Source organism: Mycobacterium sp. (assembly GCF_036273375.1).
In the GTDB taxonomy this organism is placed as follows: Bacteria; Actinomycetota; Actinomycetes; order Mycobacteriales; family Mycobacteriaceae; genus Mycobacterium.
In genome coordinates, this window is record NZ_DASUHS010000098.1 from 1 (window position 1) to 18,595 (window position 18,595).

Here is an 18,595-nt window from a genome sequence, read left to right on the forward strand (position 1 = left end):
AAATGCGTAACCGGCTCAAAGCCGCGACGGGACTGGCGCTTTCGCCTACACTGATCTTCGACTACCCGAACTCCGCCGCGCTGGCCGGCTACATGTATCGCGAATTGGTCGGATCGTCGGGCCAGCCCGCGGTGGCGGCCGTACCGGGCGAAGCCGAGATTCAGCGGGTGGTCGGATCCATTCCGGTCAAGCGCCTTCGCCAGGCCGGCGTGTTGGAGCTGTTGCTGGCCTTGGCAAGCGAGGCCGAGGGCGCCGCGCAGGCCCCCGCGGTGACCACCGAAAAGGATATCGCGGACATGGACCTCGACGCTCTGGTCAGCGCGGCATTGCGCGACGACGACGAGTAGGCATGACGTGAGAATCGCGGTCACCGGGGCCAGCGGTGTGCTCGGGCGCGGCCTTGCCACCCGGCTGCTCAGCGCAGGCCACGATGTCGTCGGGATCGCGCGCCATCGGCCCGACAGCTGGCCGAGCGCGGCGGATTTCGTTGTAGCCGACATCCGCGACGCCGACGCTGTCCGAAGCGCCCTGGCCGGCGCGGACGTCGTCGCGCACTGCGCATGGGCGAAGACCCCTGGCCCGGATGGCCGAATCAGCTCCCAGGTCAACATCGACGGGACGGCCAATGTACTTGCGGCGGTCGACGCCGGCGCCGTGCGCATCATCTTTCCGTCGTCGGCTTACGGGTACGGCGCGGGAGACACCGTGTGGTCCGAAAGCGATGCCCTGCAACCGGTTTCGGCCGAGGGCCTACACACGGCCCGCGTCGAGGACATGCTGGCCGCCTCCGGCGTTGAATCGATCGTGATCCGCTCGGCGCTGGTCGTCGGTCGCGGCGTGGACAACTGGGTGCGCCGGGTATTGTCCACGCCAGCGTTCCCTCATGGCGCCGACGATCGGCCCCTGCAAGTGGTCCACCTCGACGATGCGCTGCGAATCCTGCTGCGTGCTGTTGTGGATCCTGCGAACGCAACCGGTCCAATCAATCTCGCGGCTTCGGGGACGACGACGTTTCGTCAGATCGCCGCCACCCTGCGGCGCCCGATCGTGCCGTTCGCCGTGCCATCGGGCGGGCGCGCGGCGGCGGAACTGGACCTCATCCGCAGCGCGCCATTCCTCGACACCGAGCGATTGCGCGACATTTGGGAGTTTGAGCCGGCATGGAACGCCGACGAGGCGGTCGAGGACTTGGCGCGCGCGGTGCGCGGCCGCGTAACACTGGGGACGCGGGTGATATCACTGCCCTGGCGGCTGGCCCCGATCCAGGATCTGCCGGCCGTCGATGCCCCCGCCACCGATGGTGTGGTGCCGAGTCCGGCTGGCCCGGAAGGACTTAACGGCGAATTCGACACCCCGATCGATCCCCGATTCCCGACTTATCTGGCCACCAACCTGTCGGAGGCGCTACCGGGACCGTTTTCACCGTCGTCGTCATCGGTGACCGTGCGCGGTGTGCGTGCCGGCGGCGTCGCCATCGCCGAGCGGCTACGGCCCGGCGGAATCATCCAGCGCGAGATCGCCATGCGTACCGTCGCGGTGTTCGCCCATCGGCTCTACGGCGGAATCACGTCGGCGCACTTCATGGCGGAAACCGTGCCGTTCGCCAAGCCGGCCACGATCGTCGGGAACAGCGGTTACTTCGGCCCAAGCATGGCCTCGCTGCCGATTTTCGGGGACGAGAGTCCACCGTCTCAAACAGGTTGGGCGAGAAAGCAACTGCGCACCATCCGCAATATCGGGGTGTTCGGCGTCAACCTGCTGGGCCTGAGCGCCGGGGCGCTCCGCGACACCCACGACCTCGTCGGCGATGTCGATCGTCTCGAGCAGCTGGCCGGCGGCGACCTGGCGAAGGTCGACGATCGACGTTTGCTCAGCTTGATCCTGCTCGCGCGCGACCATGTGGTGTACAGCTGGCAGCTGGCGTCAGGGTCGTTCATGCTGTGTGCCGCCTTCAACGTCTTGCTGCGTGGCGTGTGCGGGAAAGACATCGTCCCGCCGGCCGGTCCGGAACTGGTCAGCGCGCGTTCGGTGGAGGCGATGCAGCGGCTGGTGGGCGCGGCGCGGCGGGACCCGAACGTGATTCGGCTGCTGGCCGAACCCGGCCAGCATCTCGATCGACTGGCCGCCGAGGCTCCGGATTTTTACGCCGCCGTCCTCGACGAACTGAAGCTGATGGGGCATCGCGGCCCGGCCGAGCTCGAGATGCTGTCGACCAGCTACGCCGACGATCCGGAGTTGCTGATCCGGATGGTGACCAGGGCCGTCAACGCGCCTGCCTCAGCACAGTCAGAGCGGCGCCGAATTCCATTGCGCGGCAGACTCGTCGCAGCGCTGGCAGTGCGCCAACTGCGCGATCGCGAGGTACGCCGCGACAAAACGGTGCGCGCCAACTGGGTGCTGCGCGCCTTGCTGCGCGAATACGGGCGTCGGTTGACCGACGCCGGAGTCTTCACCACCGCCGAGGATGTGTTCTATCTCCTGGTCGACGAACTCGACCCATTGTCCGCAGATGTCGGCGGGTTGGTGGCGCGGCGCCGTGCCGAGCAGCACCGGCTGGTCGGCGTGGTGCCGCCGACGGTGTTCAGCGGCAGCTGGCAGCCGTCCGTCACGTCGGTGCCGGCGCTAGCGGGAGGGGGAACCCTGCGCGGGGTCGGGGTCTGCGGCGGACGGGTTCGCGGTCGGGTACGCATCGTGCGGCCCGACACCATTGACGACCTACAGCCTGGGGAGATCCTGGTGGCAGAGGTCACCGACGTCGGCTACACGACCGCGTTCTGTTATGCCGCGGCCGTGGTGACCGAATTGGGCGGCCCCATGTCGCACGCCGCCGTGGTTGCCCGCGAGTTCGGCTTCCCCTGTGTGGTCGACGTGCAAGGCGCCACTCAGGCGTTGCCGCAGGGTGCGCTCGTCGAGGTCGACGGCGGTACGGGCGAAATCAGCGTGCTCGAACTGGCTTCCGAGGATCAGCCCTCGTCCCCGGCCGGCGGTCGAAGCGTCTAGGTTCCGGCGACTGCCGCCGTATCGAACTCGAGCATCAGACTGGTCGGCCCGCTCATGCCAAGCAATGGTTTCCACGGTGCCGGCGCGATGCGGCGAGGATTCGGCAGGCGTTCTGCGAGGATTTCGAGCGCTTCGGCGAGTTCCAGCCGGGCCAGGTTCGCCCCCAGGCAGTAGTGCGCGCCGCCGCCGAACGTGAGAATGGGCGGCGGGTCCCTTCGGGTGATGTCGAACCGGTCGGGGTCGGCATAGACCGCCGGATCCCGGTTGGCGGCGAAGGTGTTCACCAGAATGAATGTGCCGGCGGGGAAGCTGAATTCGCCGACCGTGGTGTCCTGAGGAGCGGCGCGAAGCGTGCTACACACCGCGGGTGAATGACGCATGCTTTCCTCGACGGCCCGCATCGAGAGCCCGGGGTGATCGCGCAGCATCGCCCACTGCTCGGGATGATCACAGAGGACTTGGATCGAGGCGGCTAGCTGACTGCGCGTGGTGTCGGTCCCGGCCACCAGGATGCTGAACGCCAGCATGCGCAGTTCGCCGGCATCGAGCTTGTCGCCGTCGACTTCGGCGCGGATGAGGTCGGACAGCAGGTCGTCGGTCAAGCGGTGGCGCCGTTGGTTGACCATGTCATCGACGTAGTCGTCGAACTCGCTCCAGGCTTGCAAGACTACGGACTGTTCCTCGGCGAGGTTGCAGTCGAAGCTGACGATCTTGAAGATGTCTTCCGCCCACCGCGAGAATTGTTCCCAGTCCCCACGAGGAGCGCCGAGTAATGCGCAGATGATGGGGATCGGGTAGGGCCGCGCGATCGCTTCGACGATGTCGCAACTGCCCTCGCCGACGACCCGATCGGCAAGCTCGTTGACCACGGTGTGGATCGGGCCGCGTAACCGACCGGTTGCCCGCGGCGTGAACGCCTTGGACACCAGGCCGCGCAGCCGGCGGTGCGCGTCGCCCTCCATGCACAAAATGCTGCGAATCACCCTGTCCCACAACGGACCGGACGTGATGCCATGAGCCGTCAGATGTATCCCGGGCGGGATCACGAACCTGGGGTCGCGGAGAATCGTCCGGGCAAGCTCATGGGACAACACTTCGGGACCCAACGGCCCGATTGCGATCGGCGCCTGCTCCTGCGCCGCCCGAATTCGCGGGTACACCTGGTGTGGGGATTCGGTGATGTCGTAGTGGAGCGTGGGGAGACCCGCATCGAAGACGCTCGGCGTCGCGGTCATCGGGATGTCTCCTCGGTTGGGCGCGGCGGCGCTCATGGAATATTGGTGGCCAGAAACGTCAGCGGCAGGCCCAAGATCGACACGTCGTTTTCGTCGAGGTAGGTGCCCTCGCCCTCTATACGTTGCCGGAATCGCGTTGTCGCGCCGTAGCGCTCGGCGACCGCGTCGGCGGCAGCGGCTTCCGGAACTCCGATTACCACGGTGAACACGCCGTCGCCGTGACGCTCGAGGAACTCCGTCACCGAGACGGCGACCTCGCCGGTCGACCCGGGTATCGGGCTGATCAATTCGATACCGCGCTTCCAGTCGAGGTGAATGTCCAGGCCGAGCTCGGTCAGCTGCAGGGGCTCGAGGACGAATCCCAAATCGCCGAACATTTGCGCCGCGGTCGCATGCCGTTCGGGCGCCACGGCGAACACCACGTGATGAAGCATGGGCGAGACACCTTTGGTGTCCGGTTCCTCGGGCATCGGAATCGTCCTATCCGGGTGTATTCGTGCGGAGGACTCCGCGTGGAAGTAGCAAGGGCAGGTCGTTGTAGGTGACGATGCCGGGAGGCGCGGTGACGACGGCGGGTATCGCGGTGATCGCCGGCATGGCGGTGATGGTCAATCCCAGCATGATGTAATCGTCCAGCGTTTGGCCCGCAAAGTCCGGCGGCGGAAGGAAACTCAGCGTGGTTTTGATCGTCGGCCGGCCCTGCACCTCGATTGTGTAACCCATGTCCAGCGGCCAGTCCGGGTCCAGCGATTGGCCTTTGCGCCATCGTCCGCGGATCTCGATGACCTCCCGGTCTCCCACAATTCCCTTCCAGCGGACGTCCACGCCGGCGACGCACCCCTTCTTGATCGTCCAGTCGCCGGGAAGCTGGAGATCCTCGGTGGTTTGGGCGTAGTCGACTTCGCAGCGCACGTCGTCCAGCTCGGCGCCCAACGCATCGGCAATCAGCAACACGCCGTCGGCGAGGATGCCGGAGCCCTTCTCGGTGATGGCCGGAAGATCCGGATGATCGATGGGATATCCGAAGCCCATGGGTATTTCTGTCGCGGGCGAGTTGTAGATGGTGGTGTCAACCGATTCCAGCATCGATACCTTGTCCACCCGGTCAGAGAGCCCCGCCGACACGATGGCGAACAGCTGGATGAAACCGGGGTTGATGCCGCTGCCGAAGATGGTCGATCCGCCATCTTGGCAGGCCTGCGCGATGCGTTCCCGTCCGGCACCGAGGAAGTGGCCGGTGATGAAACCCGCGGTGCCCACCACGTTGATGCCCGCGCCGAGGATGCGGACCAGCTCGTCGACGTCGGCGAACATCGGGTTGTAGACCGCGCAGTCCGGCTTGAGCGCGAGCAGCGCGTCAATGTCGTTGGTGGCCTTGATATCAAGCGGTTCGATCCCGCACAGCTCGCCGACATCGCGCCCTGCCTTCTCCGGCGACCAGGCGTAGCATCCGACCAGCTGCAGCATGGGGTTGGCGGTTATCGCTTTGACCGAGCTCTTGCCGACGTTACCCGTCGTCCACTGGACGACCCGGTAGGTCAACGGGCCGGCCCTGTCATGGGTGCGACGCCGCCGGCTGTTGGGCCGCTTGACGGGCCAGCCTGTCGTTGTGGATCTTGACGAGTTCACGGAACCCCAGCCGGTGATACTTCGGTATCGGCTGGATACCCCACACGTCCTGCGCGGTCGCCTTGCCCTCGGCGCCCTCGGGCGGGCCGAACGGTGGGTAGGGGTACTTGCACTCCAGGGTGTCGTTGGAGTACCGGATCTTGAGCAGCTCGCTACAAATCTGGGTGAGGCTCAGCGTCGGGTAGCCGTAGTAGACGGCCATGAACGGCAACGTGAAGGCGCCCTCGATCACCAGGGCCACCAGGCACACCAACACGGCCCGCTTGATCCATTTGTGCATTCGCGCGTAGTACGGCGTCGTCCCCGGCTCGAGATCGGTGCTCGGGTCTTCGCCTTCGGTGGTTGACGGTGCGGAAGGGCTAGTCATGGCACTGCTCCTTGCTAGTCGGAGAAGATTTCGCGATTGACGGTGTGCAGATACGGGATGGCGAGGAACGGGGTGATGTAGAAGATGTCGTAGAGCCACCAGCCGATGACCGGGAAGACGACACCGGCATATCGCACGTCGGCGAACATGGTCATGTTGAACACGTAGGCCGACCAGATCACCACGCCCATCCAGCATGTGATGACCATCCACTGATGACCCCAGCGCTTCATCTGTAAGAGGCCGATCGCCGCGGCCACCCGCATCGAGAAGACCGTCAAGATCAGGCCGGCGACATAGGCTTTCTCGCCCGGCCCCGCGGCGCCCCCGACCCACAGCTCGTTGTAGTGCCAGAAATAACCGGCATCGAACATGTTGCCCCACCCGACCATCAGCACGCGGTTGATCAACGTGTGGTTGGCCACCAAGTCCAGCGCCCAGCCGAGGCTGTTGAGCATTCCGTCGATCAGGGTCAGATAGCCGATCAGGGTCACGATCATCGGCCGGACTGACAGGCCTTCGCGCAGGGCTTGGCGCTGCAGCCACACCCCGCGCATGAAAATGGGGAACCCGATCAGGCCGGGCGCCCACATACCCATCAGCGCGGCGCCGATGATCATCCACCTGTCGGCGCGGCGCTGAGCTCGGCGGGATTCGTCGTGGTGATCCTCGAGGCTGACCGAACTCGCTTGCGCGGCAGACAAAGTCACAGATCCCACCACCCGCGCGCGAAGGACATGTAGAGCTGGATACCGAACATCGCGAGCAGGTAGCCGTAGATGAAGATCTGAAAGACGATGAGCGCCCTCTTGCGCTTCTCCTCCTGGCGGTCCATGCCGATTGCTCCTTTCCTAAGAATTGCTCGATGCGTCCGCGGTGCCCAGGCTGGCAGCCGCGACTTCACGAAGGCCGTCGGTGACCGCGCCGTCGATGCTCAGTGGCGCGAGAATGCACGCGTCGGCCGCATCCAATTCGGTTGCGCCGGCGGCAATCAACTGTGCGGCCGTGACCAGCACCCGGGTGGACGGCGGCTCGAAGTGAAAAGCTTGGTCGGCAGTGCGGATTGCGACGGCGCATGCGACCAGCCGCCGGGCTGTGGCCGACGGAATTCCCGATTCGGCGACGATCACCTCGGCCTCGCTGTCCGGCGACAAATAATGCATCGCCAGCGTGGCGAACCGTTGCCGGAACGAGGGTTTGAGCTCCTTGAGCGAGCTGCGATAGGCCGGGTTGTACGAGCACACCAGCATGAATTCGTCGGGTGCCTGCACAACCTCGCCGGCGCGGTCCAGGTAGAGCGATCGCCGGTGGTCGGTGAGCGAATGCAGGATCGCCAGGGAGTCGTGGCGGGCCTCGACGACTTCGTCGAGATAGCAGATCGCGCCGGCTTTGACGGCCCGGGTCAGCGGGCCGTCGGTCCAGACCACATCGCCGCCGGTGACCATGAAGCGGCCGACGAGATCGGAGCTGGTGAGGTCGTCGTGGCAACTGATGGTGACCACGGGCCGCTGCAGCAACGAGCCCATGTGCTCGACGAACCGCGTCTTACCGCAGCCGGTCGGACCGGTGAGCATCACCGGGACGCGCCGGTGGAAAGCCTGCTCGAACAGCTGAACTTCGTTGCCGTTGGCAAAATACATGTCGGTGGTCATCTCTTCCTCAGCGAGTCGGCGTTCACGCGGCGACCAGTTCACGGTGGACATGGGCGAGTACTTGGGGCAGCTCCTCGATGCGCCGGATCCGCTGCGACCGGCGGGGCCCGAACACCTCGGGGAGGGGATCGACGCGCGTCGGACCCACGCCCACGTAGTAGATCGACACCCCGGCCTCGTTGGCCTCCTCGACGGCGTGCGCAGCATCGGCCCAGGCATACCGGCCCTCGTATCCTTCATCGGAGATCAGGCCGTCACCGATGACGATCAGCAGGCGGCGCTCGGAGGTCTGCGCCAGCAGCCGGCTCGTCAAATGGCGCAGGGGCGCACCGAGTCTGGTGTATCCACGGGTGGACAAGCCCAGGCGGCTCGGCGGTACGAACCGGCGGTCTTCGAAATCCTTCAAGCAGCGCACTTCGACGCGATGGCGGGTGTTGCCGGTGAATACGAACACACCATGGCGCTCGCGCGCCAGTGTCATGGCACGCGAAAGCGCATCGGCACAGGCCAATTCCAGCTGGAAAACGCGGCCGCCGTGCACGCCCAGCGACGAGCTGCCGTCGAGCAGCAACGCCGTGGTGACATCGCGGCTGCTGGGCAGCAAGTCGCGGAATACCCTCGGCTCTTTGGCCTCGCCGGTCGCCAGATCGATGTAATGGTTGACGTATTGGTCGACATCGAGGTCGGAGCCGTCTTCGAGGCGATTCGTCATGGTGCGATGTGTGTGCTCTTCGAACCACTTGCGCACGTCGACAGCCACCGGCGCCGGGCGGCGGGCGTGCCGGCCGCCGGCGTGCTCGATGACCGCGACGTGGTCGCGCAGGAATCGCTGTGTCCACATGTTCCATTCGGGATAGGGGATCCCGGGGCGATGATTCGGTGTGATGTCGAGATCGTTGTCGTGTGGCCGACTCGGCGGCGGCAGGTTGGGGTTTCGGACACCCCCATCGCCGCCGACCGGAACCGAGTATGGTCGCGGCAGGCGCTTCTGCGTTGTGGTCCATGGCATTCTGCCAAAGCTGCGTCGCAACCTATCGGCCAATCCATGCGGCGCCGTGTACGCCAACGGCAACGAGCCCAGCAGCGGATGAACGGCCAATTCCTGGCCCGTGACCGCCAATGCGATTGCGCGATTGAGCATCTCGATGCCTGCCATATCGCCGGATTCGGCATGGAATTCGGGCAGCAGTCGTCGGACCTCGGGGAGCAGGCCCGGCCAGCGCGACGCAACCCAGCCGAGGGCGACGCCGGCCTCGACAAGCGTGAGCGCACGCAGCTCGCGAGCGGAGAGCTCATTGAGGCGATACTCGGTGACACGTTCTTTCGACGGCGAACATTGCAGGGCCACACCGCATGTCAGGGTCCTGCGGGCCCAATCGGGCACCGCGGGGTAGGGGACATGAACGAACGTGAGCGCCGCATTCAAGCCGAAGCCACGCCGGTCGCCGGTGACCAGCCGCACGCCTCCGCGACGTTGGTCGCTGAGCGCGACCGCCGTCACGGAGCAGCGCCGTTCCAGCGCCATCGCGTGGCCGTCGGAATGTTCAACCATCGGCCGAATCCCGTGCGTTGCCGCTACCCGGTCCGATGTTCAGAACGTGCCGATGTTGGAGAACAGCCAGTACCAGAACCAGATGATCAGTCCGGTGCCACCCCATGCGGCGACGTAGCGAAGGATCTCCCATAGATAGCCCATGATGTGACTTCCTCGGTGGCGTAGTGGATTTCAGATTGCGCATTTCAGTCGGAGAAGAGTTCGCGGTTTACGGTGTGCAAATAGGGGATGGCCAGAAACGGGGTGATGTAGAAGATGTCGTAGAGCCACCAGCCGACGACCGGCAGCACGACGCCGGCGAAGCGCACGTCGGCGAACATGGTCATGTTGAAGACATAGGTAATCCAGATGACCACGCCCATCCAGCAGGTGACGACCATCCACTGATGGCCCCAGCGCTTCATCTGCAGAAAACCGATGGCCGCGGCGATACGCATGGTGAAGACCGTCAGGATGAGACCGACTTCCAAAGCTTTTTCGCCGGGGCCCGCCGCGCCGCCGACCCACAGCTCGTTGTAGTGCCAGAAGTAGCCGGCGTCGAACATGTTGCCCCAACCGTTGAGCAGCACGCGCGCCAGCAGGGTGTGGTTTGCCACCAGGTCAAGCGCCCATCCGACGGTGTTGATGGCGGCGTCGATGATGACGAGGTAGCCGAGCAGCGTGACGAGCATCGGCCGAACGGACAGGCCGTCTCGTTGGGCCCGGCGCAGCACGCGCACTCCCCAGAGAAATAGCGGCAATCCGAAGACACCCAGGGCGGCGGTACCGATCAGGAGACTGCCTGAAATGAGCCATTTGTCGGCCTGACGCTGCGCGAGTTGCGAGCGTTCCATGTGCTCGTCGATTGTCAGACTCGCCTGCGCGGCGCCGCTTGAGATCGCGGCGGAGTCATCGCTGCCGGCATCGCGCTGACGCAGCTTCGGCAGATTCACAAACCCTCCTGCTGATTGGATCGGCCTGTGCACTATAACAGGCTGACTACAGTCAGCAGAAGACGTCCGTGAAGATTCCGTATTGTCGCCGCGAACCGCTAGGCTCCCGCTGCGTCACGATGCTATGTCGGGCCGCAACGGCGGGATTCGCCCACGGCGCAGCCGCCTCACTGGCGACACGAAGCGGACTCTACTGACGAAAGTCAGCTATTGATCGTTGACACACCATTCGGGGGACGCCTACGCTCAGCGAGCGCTCAGCCGTTGCCGCATTGTGTGCCGCCGGCGGAGAACGGTTCGTTCGTTCCAGCGCTGTCGGTGCATACAAAGGAGTAGCGATGACGCCCAAGTTGCCAGCCGAGAAGAAGTATCGCGTAATCCAGTGGGGCGTCGGCAATGTCGGGACGATAGCGCTCCGCCATTTCGTGCACAACCCGGCCTACGAACTGGTCGGAGTGCTGTGCAACCGTCCGGAGAAGGTGGGCAAGGACGCTGGTGAACTCTGCGGCAAGGCACCGACCGGGGTGCGGGCGACCACCGACAAGGCTGCCATCGAGGCGCTCGAAGCCGATTGCGTGTTCTATGCGCCGCTATGGTCTGACCCCGACGAAGTGTGCCGCTTACTGCGCGGAGGCAAGAACGTCGTCGCGTCAGGTGGAGCCTGGTGGTATCGAACCGAACACAGCAAGGCGGACATCGACAAGATCGATGCCGCCTGCCACGAGGGTGGGACGTCGTTTCATGCAGGTGGCGTCAACCCCGGCTTTGCCGGAGACTTACTCGTCCTCACGCTGGCCCGAATCGTCAGTCAGATCGACACTATTCACATTTACGAGGTCGTGAACTTCGGTCGGGACACCCTGAAGTACCTGTATGAGATGGGGATGGGGAGCGATCCGGCCGGTTTTGAGGATGGCCCGAACCTGTTGGGGCAAGCATGGCCATTGTTCGCGCAGTCGATGGCAATGATCGTGGAGGGGTTGGGTAAGGCAGTCGAGAAATATACGACTGAGGTGGAGCTAGGATCCGCCACGCGCGACATCCCCTTCGAAGGGGGGGAGACCAGTGACATGCCGGGCTTCAAGGGAGTAATCAAGAAGGGCACGGTCGCTCGCCAGCATCACAAGTGGACGGCATGGGTGGAAGGTAGGCCGCTGGTAATTGTTCATGAGATATACACGATGGACACCTTCGATGCCATCGAACCGCAGGAGGACTGGCCTCAGCATTACCACTACCGCATAGTGATTGAGGGCGATTCATCCACCGAGCTGATCCTTCAGGGGGCACAGGACCCGAATGGCGGCTATGCGCTGCCCGGCTACACGTGGACCGCGATGGGCCCCGCGAACGCCATTCCCGCGGTCTGCGACGCTCCGCCAGGATTCATGTCCCACAACGAACTTGGGCTTATGCCGCTGCGTGGCGTCATACGGCCCTAGCGCGGCGGCGCGTCATGGTTCAAAGCTTCGCAATGTCCTTGCGACGTAGTCTTCCAGCAGGGTGTGGCCAGTCGGCCAGTGGTTGGTTGTGATCAACAGGGCGTAGAGACCCAGCAAAAAGAACACCGCACTGTTCATGGGGTTGACGTCTGAATCAGTCTCGCCGCGTTCTTGGGCCTGCGCGATCTCCTGCGCGACCAGCACGATCAGTGGGTGATCCCTGCCGTCTTCGGTCTGCGGACGGGTTTGGGAGAAGTGCAGCGCGAGAAAGTCATTGAAGAGTCGATCGCCCAGTCGGCGTTCCAGTCCAACCACCAGGCGGACCGCCTCATTCAGCGCGGAAACTAGATCGTGCTTGGACTTCAAGAATTGCGCGAACTGCTTGGCGATGCGGTCCTCTTCGCGGCGCTCCAGCTCGAGCAGCACATGCTCCTTGGTGGGGAAGTGGAAGAAGAAGGTTCCGTGGGCGACGCCCGCTGCGGCCACAATGGCACCCACGTCGGCATCGGCCATGCCGCCGCGCGCGAATTCCGCGATCGCGGCGCCCATCAAACGCTCCCGCGTCTGCAGGCGCTTAGCTTCTCGTGCCGACAGCCGATCCGCCACAGCCATTTCTTTCCTCACGGTTGACCTGGCTCATGTAAAAGCTTAGAGACTAACTCGACCAGTATGCCGTGTCTCGGCCAAAAAGGCTTGCATAACTTGATCATTGTTGTACTGCCCGCCTTGTGGCAGACATCGGCCCCATGAATTCGTTGACTTTAGTCAGCATCTTTCTTAGATTGAACGGCGCACACGTCACGCGCGATCGAGGGAGCCCGGCATGGCATTGGAGCAATTCCGCCTGGACGGGCAGGTCGCGATCGTCACGGGCGCCGGAAAGGGCGTTGGAGCAGGCATCGCCCGGGTGTTGGCGGAGGCGGGCGCCGCGGTCGTCGGGACCGCACGTACGGAGGCGGATATCGTCAACACGATTGAGGGTATTGAGGCCGCGGGTGGCAAAGGTCTGGCGCTCGTAGCGGATGCGATGAGCCGTCCGGACGGAGAGCGCGTCGTGAACACGGCCGTGCAGCGCTTCGGTCGCATCGATATTCTGGTCAACAATGTCGGCGGGTCGACCTACGCACGATTCCTCGACATCACCGACGAAGACTTCCGACACACGTTCGACTGGTGCGTGACGTCGGCCTTCATCATGAGTCAGCTCGTGGCACCGCACATGCTCAGCGCTGGACACGGTTCCATCATCAATATCTCGTCGGGCTCAGCTCGATTCGGCATACGGGCGCTGACCGCGTATTGCGTTGCGAAGGGCGGCCTGGAAGCACTTACCCGCGCCATGGCACAGGAACTCGCCCCGAAGGTCCGCGTCAACGCCATCGCCCTGGGGTCGTTCGCCACTGACGGTCTGAAGGGCAGCCTGGACTTGATGCCCGGGTCGCTGGAAAAGATGCAAGAGGCCACACCCCTGCATCGGCTGGGCGACGTCGAGGACCTCGGACGGCTCGCGGTGTACCTGTCCACCCGCGATTGCTACGCGACCAACGCGACCTTTCACGTCGATGGGGGCATCGACTCGAACAATTCGCCACTACCGATACCCGATTACTGACCTCCGCTTCGAATGAACGCGTCATGATGGGTCATCACCCACCGCCGGAAGGACGAGGGTAATGCGCAGAGTCATTCAATTCTCCACCGGTAACGTGGGCCGGCATTCGTTGCGGGCCATCATTGGCAGACCAGATCTTGAGCTGGTCGGCGTGCACGCCGCCAGTAGCGAGAAGATCGGCCAAGATGCGGCGCAGCTGTGCGGGCTGGACGGACCCACCGGCATCATCGCCACCGACGACATCGACGCGCTGGTGGGCCTCGGCGCGGACTGCGTGGTTTACACATCGCAGGGTGAGACCCGGCCGATGGAAGCCATCGACCAAATGTCCAAGTTCCTTTCGGCGGGTACGAATGTGGTCGGTACGTCGATGGTCTGGCTGGTCACGCCCCGCCATGCCGACGATTGGTTGCGCGAGCCCCTGGAGCGTGCCTGCGCGGCCGGCGACGCCTCCCTCTACGTCAACGGCATCGACCCCGGTTTTTCCGGCGACACGCTCGTGCACTCGGCCGTCAGCCTGACCACCCGGGTCTCTTCGATCACCGTGCAGGAGATCTTCGACTATGGAAACTACGATGATGCCGAGTTCACCGGCGCCGCAATGGGTTTTGGAACAACACCGGACGACGATTCGCCGATGATGTTCCTGCCCGGGGTGATCGTGTCGATGTGGGGAGGTCAGGTCCGCAGCCTGGCGGACCACCTCGACATCAAGCTCGACGACGTGCGTCAGCGTGTCGAACCTTGGTACACGCCAGAACGAATCGACTGCACGATGATGACGGTGCAGCCGGGGCAGATGGCCGCGGTGCGTTTCGCCACCGAGGGCGTGCGCGACGGCGAACCGGTCATCACCCTCGAGCACGTCACCAGGCTCACCACCGCGGCGGCACCCGACTGGGAGTTCCCGCCCGACGGCCACACCGGTGTGCACCGTGTCGTCGTAGCAGGCGAACCGCGGGTGGAAATCAACACCCATGTATCCCATCCAGTCTTAGATTCCACTGATGCCGGGTGTATTTCGACGGCCGGTCGGGCCGTCAACGCGATCGACTGGGTATGCCGCGCGCCCCAGGGGCTGATCGGGGTGGAGGACATCCCACTGTCCGCGACGATGCGCGGGCTGATGTGGAACGAGCAGTAGCCGGATCCGTGGTATGACAACATCACCCTCGGGACGCGTTGCCGGTAAACGCATTCTGATTACTGGGGCCGCCCGTGGCATGGGGCGCAGCCACGCGTTGCGGCTTGCGCAGGAGGGCGCGGACGTCATCCTGCTCGACATGTGCGAATCATTGCCGCAGATCGAATACCCCTTGGCCACAAAAGACGACTTGGCTGAAACCGTAAGATTGGTTAGGGATTTCGGGCGACACTGCGTGAGTGGCATCGTCGATGTTCGCGACGAGGCGCAACTGCGGTCTGTGGTCGATGACGGCGTCGCCGAGCTTGGAGGTCTCGACGGTGCGGTGGCCAATGCCGGTGTGCTCACGGTGGCTCCCTGGGACAAGACGACTGCCGACCAGTGGCGCACAGTGGTCGATGTCAATCTCATCGGCGTGTGGAACACCTGCGCGGCCGCGATACCCCACTTGCTCAACCAGGGCGGAGGCAGCCTGGTCAACGTCAGCTCGGCGGGCGCCATCAAGGGATTTCCGCTGCAGACGCCCTACACGGCGGCCAAGCACGGCGTCGTCGGCTTGACGCTGGCCTTGGCCAATGAACTGGCGGCACAGAATGTGCGCGTCAACACCGTGCTTCCCACCGGTGTTCCCACCGGGATGGTTCCACCGTCGTTCGGACCCCTCTTGGGTGAGCAACGGTCCGACCTGATTCCCATCTTCATCAATGCGATGCCCACGCCGGCCGTCGAGGACATCGACGTCAGTAACGCAGTGCTGTTCCTGCTATCAGATGAGTCCAGGTATGTGACGGGGCTGCAGTTCAAGGTCGACGCAGGAGTGACCATCAACTAGAAGTTCGAGCGAGGCTCATTTGCTCGAACTGGCATCGAAAGGCAACGCCTCGGCGCTCGCAAACGAATGCGCTCACTGAGATCGCGTCAACCCCATAGGCTGGGCTGCCAGATGGACATTCGTTCGTCGGCCGAATTTCGTGTGTCGCGCTGCCTACGCGCGCGGTAAGGGTTACAAATAGCTGACTTGTAAAAGGAGAACCTTATGAATACGGTGCGGACGTCCGCGCTCGGCTTGACGGCTACCGCGGTGTTGATCAGCGCGACGGTGGTGGGCTGCGGCGGGGACAAGAGCTCGACGTCATCATCGGGTTCGGCCTCGTCGGCTACCTCGACCTCCTCGACCAGCGCGGGCCCGGCGTCACCGGGAGCGCCGGCGGACTACAGCAACCTGCTGATCAAGCCCGGCGACGTCGGCCCCAACGCCACCGCCGATGGACCGCCGAGCCAGAATCCCAGTGGCATCACCGGCGTGGGTCAGGTTTTCAAGAACCCGGACGGCAAGCGCACCATCATCGACACGATTGCGGTGTTTCCGGATGCGGCCACGGCCACTCAGACCGCGGCGAACATGCGCGATGTCGTCGGCAAGAAGGTCAATGGGCAGCAGCAGCCCATCGATATCGGCACCAACGGGTTCATGGTGATCGGCCAGGGAACCGATCCCGCCAACCCGATGGAGATCTCCGAGGCGGTGTTCGTCGACGGTAGGGCCATGGTTGACCTGGAGTCCGACTGTGTCATCGGCAATCCCACGCCAGCCGATGTCATGCTCGATCTCGCCCGTAAGCAAGAGGCCGCGGTCAAAGCGGGCTTGCCGGCCAGCTGAGCTGCTACTCGATTACAGGGGCCAGCTGTCCGGCTGCACCTCATAACGCAGGGCGGCGGCCGGAGGCAGCGGCCGCCGGCCGTTGATCGATATCGCGTCGACGACGAGGGCGACGTAGCGTCGCCAACCGTCGCTGTCCGCATCCATGGTCGACAGCACGCTGAAGAGCATCGCGATTAGGCGAGGCAGATCGTCGGCGACGAGGTCGGCGCGGATGCTGCCGGCTCGCTGGCCTGCCTGGACGAGCTCGCCGAGCGCGGCGTTGAGCGACACCGAGATATCGGACGTGAGGGACCCGGCCCGACGCGCGGCGGTCAGCAGGCTGTGTTCCCGCGCCCCCAGCGAGATCGCCGCTTCGACCAGTTGGGTGAGACCGCGCAGCGGATCCTTGGCGAGGCGGGCGCTGTCGATCACCGGGGTGAGGTCCTCGGCGATGCTTTGATCCAGGGCTGCACGTACCAGGTCGGCCTTTGCCGGAAATCTGCGGTAGAGGGTCCGCTCACCGACGCCCGCACGGCGTGCGACGGCCTCCACCGGGGCGTCGGGCCCCAACTCGCTATAGACCTCACGTGCCGCGCGCAGGATGCGCTCGACGTTGCGCGCCGCGTCGGCCCGCAGCGGCCGGTCGTCAACCGCGGTCATGTGGACAGCCTAACTGACGGTTGACTGCCACCCAGGCTAGCTTTAATCTTTATAACTGGCAGCCATCTGACACTTAATGGGAAACGCGGGTTATGTCAACATCTTTCGATACCACCGACTCCTGCTCCGACGCCGATCTCCCGGTGCTGCCCATCCCGCGGCCCCCGACCTGCCCACTCGCGTCCCCGCCCGAATTCCAGGAGTGGCGAGACCGTCCGGGGCTACGCCGGGCGATGTTCCAGGGCAATCCGGTTTGGATGGTCAGCCGCTACCGCGACATCAGAGCGGCGCTGGTCGATCCGCGCTTGTCCGCGAAGACCATTCCGGACTCCATCATGCCGACGGACGCCGAAAACAAGGTCCCGGTGATGTTCGCACGGACCGATGATCCCGAGCACCACCGTTTGCGCCGCATGATGACGAGCAACTTCACCTTCAGGCGTTGCGAATCGATGCGGCCGCACATTCAGGACATGGTCAGCCACTATCTCGGCCAGATGATCGACAACGGTGCGCCGGCCGATCTGGTGCGTGAATTCGCGCTTCCGGTCCCCTCAATGGTGATCGCGCTGTTGCTGGGCGTGCCCCCCGAAGACCTAGAACTATTCCAGTTCAACACCACGAAGGGGCTTGACCAGAAATCCACTGACGCGGAAAAGGGCCAGGCGTTCGGCGCCATGTACGCCTACATCGAGGAGTTGGTGGAACGCAAAGCGCACGAACCCGGCGACGACTTGATCAGCCGGCTGGTCACCGAATACGTGGCGACGGGCCGGATCGACCATGCCACCACTGCCATGAACAGTGTGATCATGATGCAGGCCGGCCACGAGACGACCGCGAATATGATCTCGTTGGGAACGGTTGCGCTGCTAGAACATCCCGATGTCTTCGAGCGGCTCGGACAAACCGACGACCCTGCCGTCATCGCGAACGTCGTCGAAGAGCTCATGCGCTACCTCAGCATCGTGCACAGCCAGGTCGACCGGGTGGCGACTGAAGATCTGATGATCGGCGGTCAGCTGATTCGCGTCGGTGAGTACGTGATGATGAGCTTGCTCGCCGGAAACTGGGACGCGGAATTCGTCGACAATCCCGAATCCTTCGATGTCGACCGAAACATCCGCGGGCATTTGGGCTTCGGGTACGGCGTCCATCAGTGCATCGGAGCCAACCTCGCCCGCGTCGAAATGCAGGTCGCGTTCGCTACGCTGGCACGCCGCCTGCCCGGGCTCAAACTGGCGGTGACACCGGAAGAATTGAGGTTCAAAGACGCCAACATCTACGGTATGAAAGAACTTCCGGTGAGTTGGTAACGATGTCGACCAACGAGGTGCGATTCGACGACCAGGTCGCCGTGATCACCGGTGCGGGAAGCGGTCTGGGGAGGCAGTACGCGTTGCTGCTTGCCTCTCGTGGCGCGCGCGTCGTCGTCAACGATATCGGCGGCTCGGTGACCGGGGACGGATCCGACGCCGAGGCGGCCGGTGCGGTCACCGACGAGATCCGCCACCTGGGCGGTGAGGCAGTCGCCGACAGCCACAGCGTCACCAGTCCCGAAGGCGGGCAGGCGATCATCGATACCGCCCTGAACGCGTGGGGCCGAGTCGACATCGTGATCAACAACGCCGGCATCGTGCGGGATGCCCCGTTCGAGGACATGACCGCCGACCGGTTCGAACCGCTGTGGGACGTGCATCTGAAGGGCGCCTGCTACGTGACGAG

At 64.2% G+C, this 18,595-nt stretch carries 20 protein-coding genes; 9 read left to right on the plus strand and 11 right to left on the minus strand.

Annotation, left to right across the window (positions count from 1 at the left end; all coding sequences use genetic code 11):
* Both VFW69_RS09560 and VFW69_RS09565 read left to right on the plus strand, forming a co-directional pair.
* Nucleotides 1-347: acyl carrier protein (locus tag VFW69_RS09560; RefSeq protein WP_526500517.1), on the plus strand; the 347-nt coding region annotated here is incomplete at its 5' end.
* A 7-nt stretch (nucleotides 348-354) separates the two neighbouring features.
* Nucleotides 355-3,000 carry a sugar epimerase family protein gene (locus VFW69_RS09565; protein WP_526500519.1) on the plus strand — a complete coding sequence of 882 codons (2,646 nt, stop codon included), beginning with the start codon at nucleotides 355-357 and terminating at the stop codon, nucleotides 2,998-3,000.
* Here the strand turns inward: VFW69_RS09565 and VFW69_RS09570 are convergent.
* The 9 genes from VFW69_RS09570 to VFW69_RS09610 all read right to left on the minus strand — a co-directional run bounded on the left by VFW69_RS09570 (nucleotide 2,997) and on the right by VFW69_RS09610 (nucleotide 10,370).
* Nucleotides 2,997-4,235, minus strand: coding sequence for a cytochrome P450 (locus VFW69_RS09570; protein WP_526500521.1), 1,239 nt, complete (start codon nucleotides 4,233-4,235; stop codon nucleotides 2,997-2,999). The two genes, VFW69_RS09565 and VFW69_RS09570, sit on opposite strands and share 4 nt — an antisense overlap.
* Nucleotides 4,236-4,267: 32 nt before the next feature.
* Entirely contained in the window at nucleotides 4,268-4,705 is a 438-nt protein-coding gene (locus VFW69_RS09575; RefSeq protein ID WP_526500523.1) for a hypothetical protein, read from the minus strand.
* A gap of 10 nt (nucleotides 4,706-4,715) precedes the next feature.
* Nucleotides 4,716-5,777, minus strand: a complete 1,062-nt coding sequence (locus tag VFW69_RS09580; RefSeq protein ID WP_526500525.1) for an NAD(P)H-dependent amine dehydrogenase family protein — start codon at nucleotides 5,775-5,777, stop codon at nucleotides 4,716-4,718.
* 13 nt (nucleotides 5,778-5,790) lie between these two features.
* Nucleotides 5,791-6,231, minus strand: coding sequence for a hypothetical protein (locus tag VFW69_RS09585; protein ID WP_526500527.1), 441 nt, complete (start codon nucleotides 6,229-6,231; stop codon nucleotides 5,791-5,793).
* A 14-nt stretch (nucleotides 6,232-6,245) separates the two neighbouring features.
* Nucleotides 6,246-6,941 (minus strand): hypothetical protein, encoded by a 696-nt coding sequence (locus VFW69_RS09590; protein WP_526500529.1) that lies wholly within the window; start codon nucleotides 6,939-6,941, stop codon nucleotides 6,246-6,248.
* The gene (locus tag VFW69_RS09595; RefSeq protein ID WP_255360762.1) at nucleotides 6,938-7,066 is read right to left on the minus strand and encodes a hypothetical protein; all 129 of its coding nucleotides are present in this window, start codon (nucleotides 7,064-7,066) and stop codon (nucleotides 6,938-6,940) included. The genes VFW69_RS09590 and VFW69_RS09595 overlap by 4 nt, the downstream gene beginning before the upstream one ends.
* 16 nt (nucleotides 7,067-7,082) lie before the next feature.
* Nucleotides 7,083-7,883 (minus strand): AAA family ATPase, encoded by an 801-nt coding sequence (locus VFW69_RS09600; protein ID WP_526500551.1) that lies wholly within the window; start codon nucleotides 7,881-7,883, stop codon nucleotides 7,083-7,085.
* A 22-nt stretch (nucleotides 7,884-7,905) separates the two neighbouring features.
* Nucleotides 7,906-9,435 (minus strand): nitric oxide reductase activation protein NorD, encoded by a 1,530-nt coding sequence (locus VFW69_RS09605; protein WP_526500531.1) that lies wholly within the window; start codon nucleotides 9,433-9,435, stop codon nucleotides 7,906-7,908.
* Nucleotides 9,436-9,623: 188 nt separating this feature from the next.
* Nucleotides 9,624-10,370, minus strand: a complete 747-nt coding sequence (locus VFW69_RS09610) for a hypothetical protein (protein ID WP_526500553.1) — start codon at nucleotides 10,368-10,370, stop codon at nucleotides 9,624-9,626.
* A gap of 338 nt (nucleotides 10,371-10,708) precedes the next feature.
* Here VFW69_RS09610 and VFW69_RS09615 point away from each other — a divergent pair, with 338 nt between their 5' ends.
* A complete protein-coding gene (locus VFW69_RS09615; protein ID WP_526500533.1) occupies nucleotides 10,709-11,812 on the plus strand; it encodes an NAD(P)H-dependent amine dehydrogenase family protein in 1,104 nt (367 codons plus the stop codon).
* A 12-nt stretch (nucleotides 11,813-11,824) separates the two neighbouring features.
* On the opposite strand, the gene VFW69_RS09620 is transcribed toward VFW69_RS09615, so the two are convergent.
* Nucleotides 11,825-12,424, minus strand: a complete 600-nt coding sequence (locus VFW69_RS09620; RefSeq protein ID WP_526500535.1) for a TetR/AcrR family transcriptional regulator — start codon at nucleotides 12,422-12,424, stop codon at nucleotides 11,825-11,827.
* Between the two features lie 211 nt (nucleotides 12,425-12,635).
* Between VFW69_RS09620 and VFW69_RS09625 the strand changes: the two genes are divergently transcribed.
* The 4 genes from VFW69_RS09625 to VFW69_RS09640 all read left to right on the plus strand — a co-directional run bounded on the left by VFW69_RS09625 (nucleotide 12,636) and on the right by VFW69_RS09640 (nucleotide 16,228).
* Nucleotides 12,636-13,424, plus strand: coding sequence for an SDR family NAD(P)-dependent oxidoreductase (locus VFW69_RS09625; RefSeq protein WP_526500537.1), 789 nt, complete (start codon nucleotides 12,636-12,638; stop codon nucleotides 13,422-13,424).
* 61 nt (nucleotides 13,425-13,485) lie between these two features.
* Nucleotides 13,486-14,568, plus strand: coding sequence for an NAD(P)H-dependent amine dehydrogenase family protein (locus VFW69_RS09630; protein WP_526500539.1), 1,083 nt, complete (start codon nucleotides 13,486-13,488; stop codon nucleotides 14,566-14,568).
* Between the two features lie 13 nt (nucleotides 14,569-14,581).
* Complete coding sequence (locus tag VFW69_RS09635; RefSeq protein ID WP_526500541.1) at nucleotides 14,582-15,400, plus strand: mycofactocin-coupled SDR family oxidoreductase; 819 nt, start codon at nucleotides 14,582-14,584, stop codon at nucleotides 15,398-15,400.
* A 204-nt stretch (nucleotides 15,401-15,604) separates the two neighbouring features.
* Nucleotides 15,605-16,228 (plus strand): hypothetical protein, encoded by a 624-nt coding sequence (locus VFW69_RS09640; RefSeq protein WP_526500543.1) that lies wholly within the window; start codon nucleotides 15,605-15,607, stop codon nucleotides 16,226-16,228.
* A gap of 12 nt (nucleotides 16,229-16,240) precedes the next feature.
* Here VFW69_RS09640 and VFW69_RS09645 read toward each other — a convergent pair whose 3' ends face one another.
* Nucleotides 16,241-16,870 carry a TetR/AcrR family transcriptional regulator gene (locus tag VFW69_RS09645; RefSeq protein WP_526500545.1) on the minus strand — a complete coding sequence of 210 codons (630 nt, stop codon included), beginning with the start codon at nucleotides 16,868-16,870 and terminating at the stop codon, nucleotides 16,241-16,243.
* Between the two features lie 92 nt (nucleotides 16,871-16,962).
* On the opposite strand from VFW69_RS09645, the gene VFW69_RS09650 reads away from it, so the two are divergent.
* Nucleotides 16,963-18,186, plus strand: a complete 1,224-nt coding sequence (locus VFW69_RS09650; RefSeq protein WP_526500547.1) for a cytochrome P450 — start codon at nucleotides 16,963-16,965, stop codon at nucleotides 18,184-18,186.
* 2 nt (nucleotides 18,187-18,188) lie between these two features.
* The coding region (locus VFW69_RS09655; protein WP_526500549.1) for an SDR family NAD(P)-dependent oxidoreductase at nucleotides 18,189-18,595 on the plus strand (407 nt) is incomplete at its 3' end.

Excerpts from the sequence above, each read along its gene's own strand:
- VFW69_RS09570 (WP_526500521.1), bottom strand. The coding sequence starts at position 4,235 with ATGACCGCGACGCCGAGCGTCTTCGATGCGGGTCTCCCCACGCTCCAC.
- VFW69_RS09575 (WP_526500523.1), bottom strand. The coding sequence starts at position 4,705 with ATGCCCGAGGAACCGGACACCAAAGGTGTCTCGCCCATGCTTCATCAC.
- VFW69_RS09585 (WP_526500527.1), bottom strand. The coding sequence starts at position 6,231 with ATGACTAGCCCTTCCGCACCGTCAACCACCGAAGGCGAAGACCCGAGC.
- VFW69_RS09595 (WP_255360762.1), bottom strand. The coding sequence starts at position 7,066 with ATGGACCGCCAGGAGGAGAAGCGCAAGAGGGCGCTCATCGTCTTTCAG.
- VFW69_RS09600 (WP_526500551.1), bottom strand. The coding sequence starts at position 7,883 with ATGACCACCGACATGTATTTTGCCAACGGCAACGAAGTTCAGCTGTTC.
- VFW69_RS09605 (WP_526500531.1), bottom strand. The coding sequence starts at position 9,435 with ATGGTTGAACATTCCGACGGCCACGCGATGGCGCTGGAACGGCGCTGC.
- VFW69_RS09615 (WP_526500533.1), top strand. The coding sequence starts at position 10,709 with ATGACGCCCAAGTTGCCAGCCGAGAAGAAGTATCGCGTAATCCAGTGG.
- VFW69_RS09620 (WP_526500535.1), bottom strand. The coding sequence starts at position 12,424 with ATGGCTGTGGCGGATCGGCTGTCGGCACGAGAAGCTAAGCGCCTGCAG.
- VFW69_RS09625 (WP_526500537.1), top strand. The coding sequence starts at position 12,636 with ATGGCATTGGAGCAATTCCGCCTGGACGGGCAGGTCGCGATCGTCACG.
- VFW69_RS09630 (WP_526500539.1), top strand. The coding sequence starts at position 13,486 with ATGCGCAGAGTCATTCAATTCTCCACCGGTAACGTGGGCCGGCATTCG.
- VFW69_RS09635 (WP_526500541.1), top strand. The coding sequence starts at position 14,582 with ATGACAACATCACCCTCGGGACGCGTTGCCGGTAAACGCATTCTGATT.
- VFW69_RS09640 (WP_526500543.1), top strand. The coding sequence starts at position 15,605 with ATGAATACGGTGCGGACGTCCGCGCTCGGCTTGACGGCTACCGCGGTG.
- VFW69_RS09645 (WP_526500545.1), bottom strand. The coding sequence starts at position 16,870 with ATGACCGCGGTTGACGACCGGCCGCTGCGGGCCGACGCGGCGCGCAAC.
- VFW69_RS09650 (WP_526500547.1), top strand. The coding sequence starts at position 16,963 with ATGTCAACATCTTTCGATACCACCGACTCCTGCTCCGACGCCGATCTC.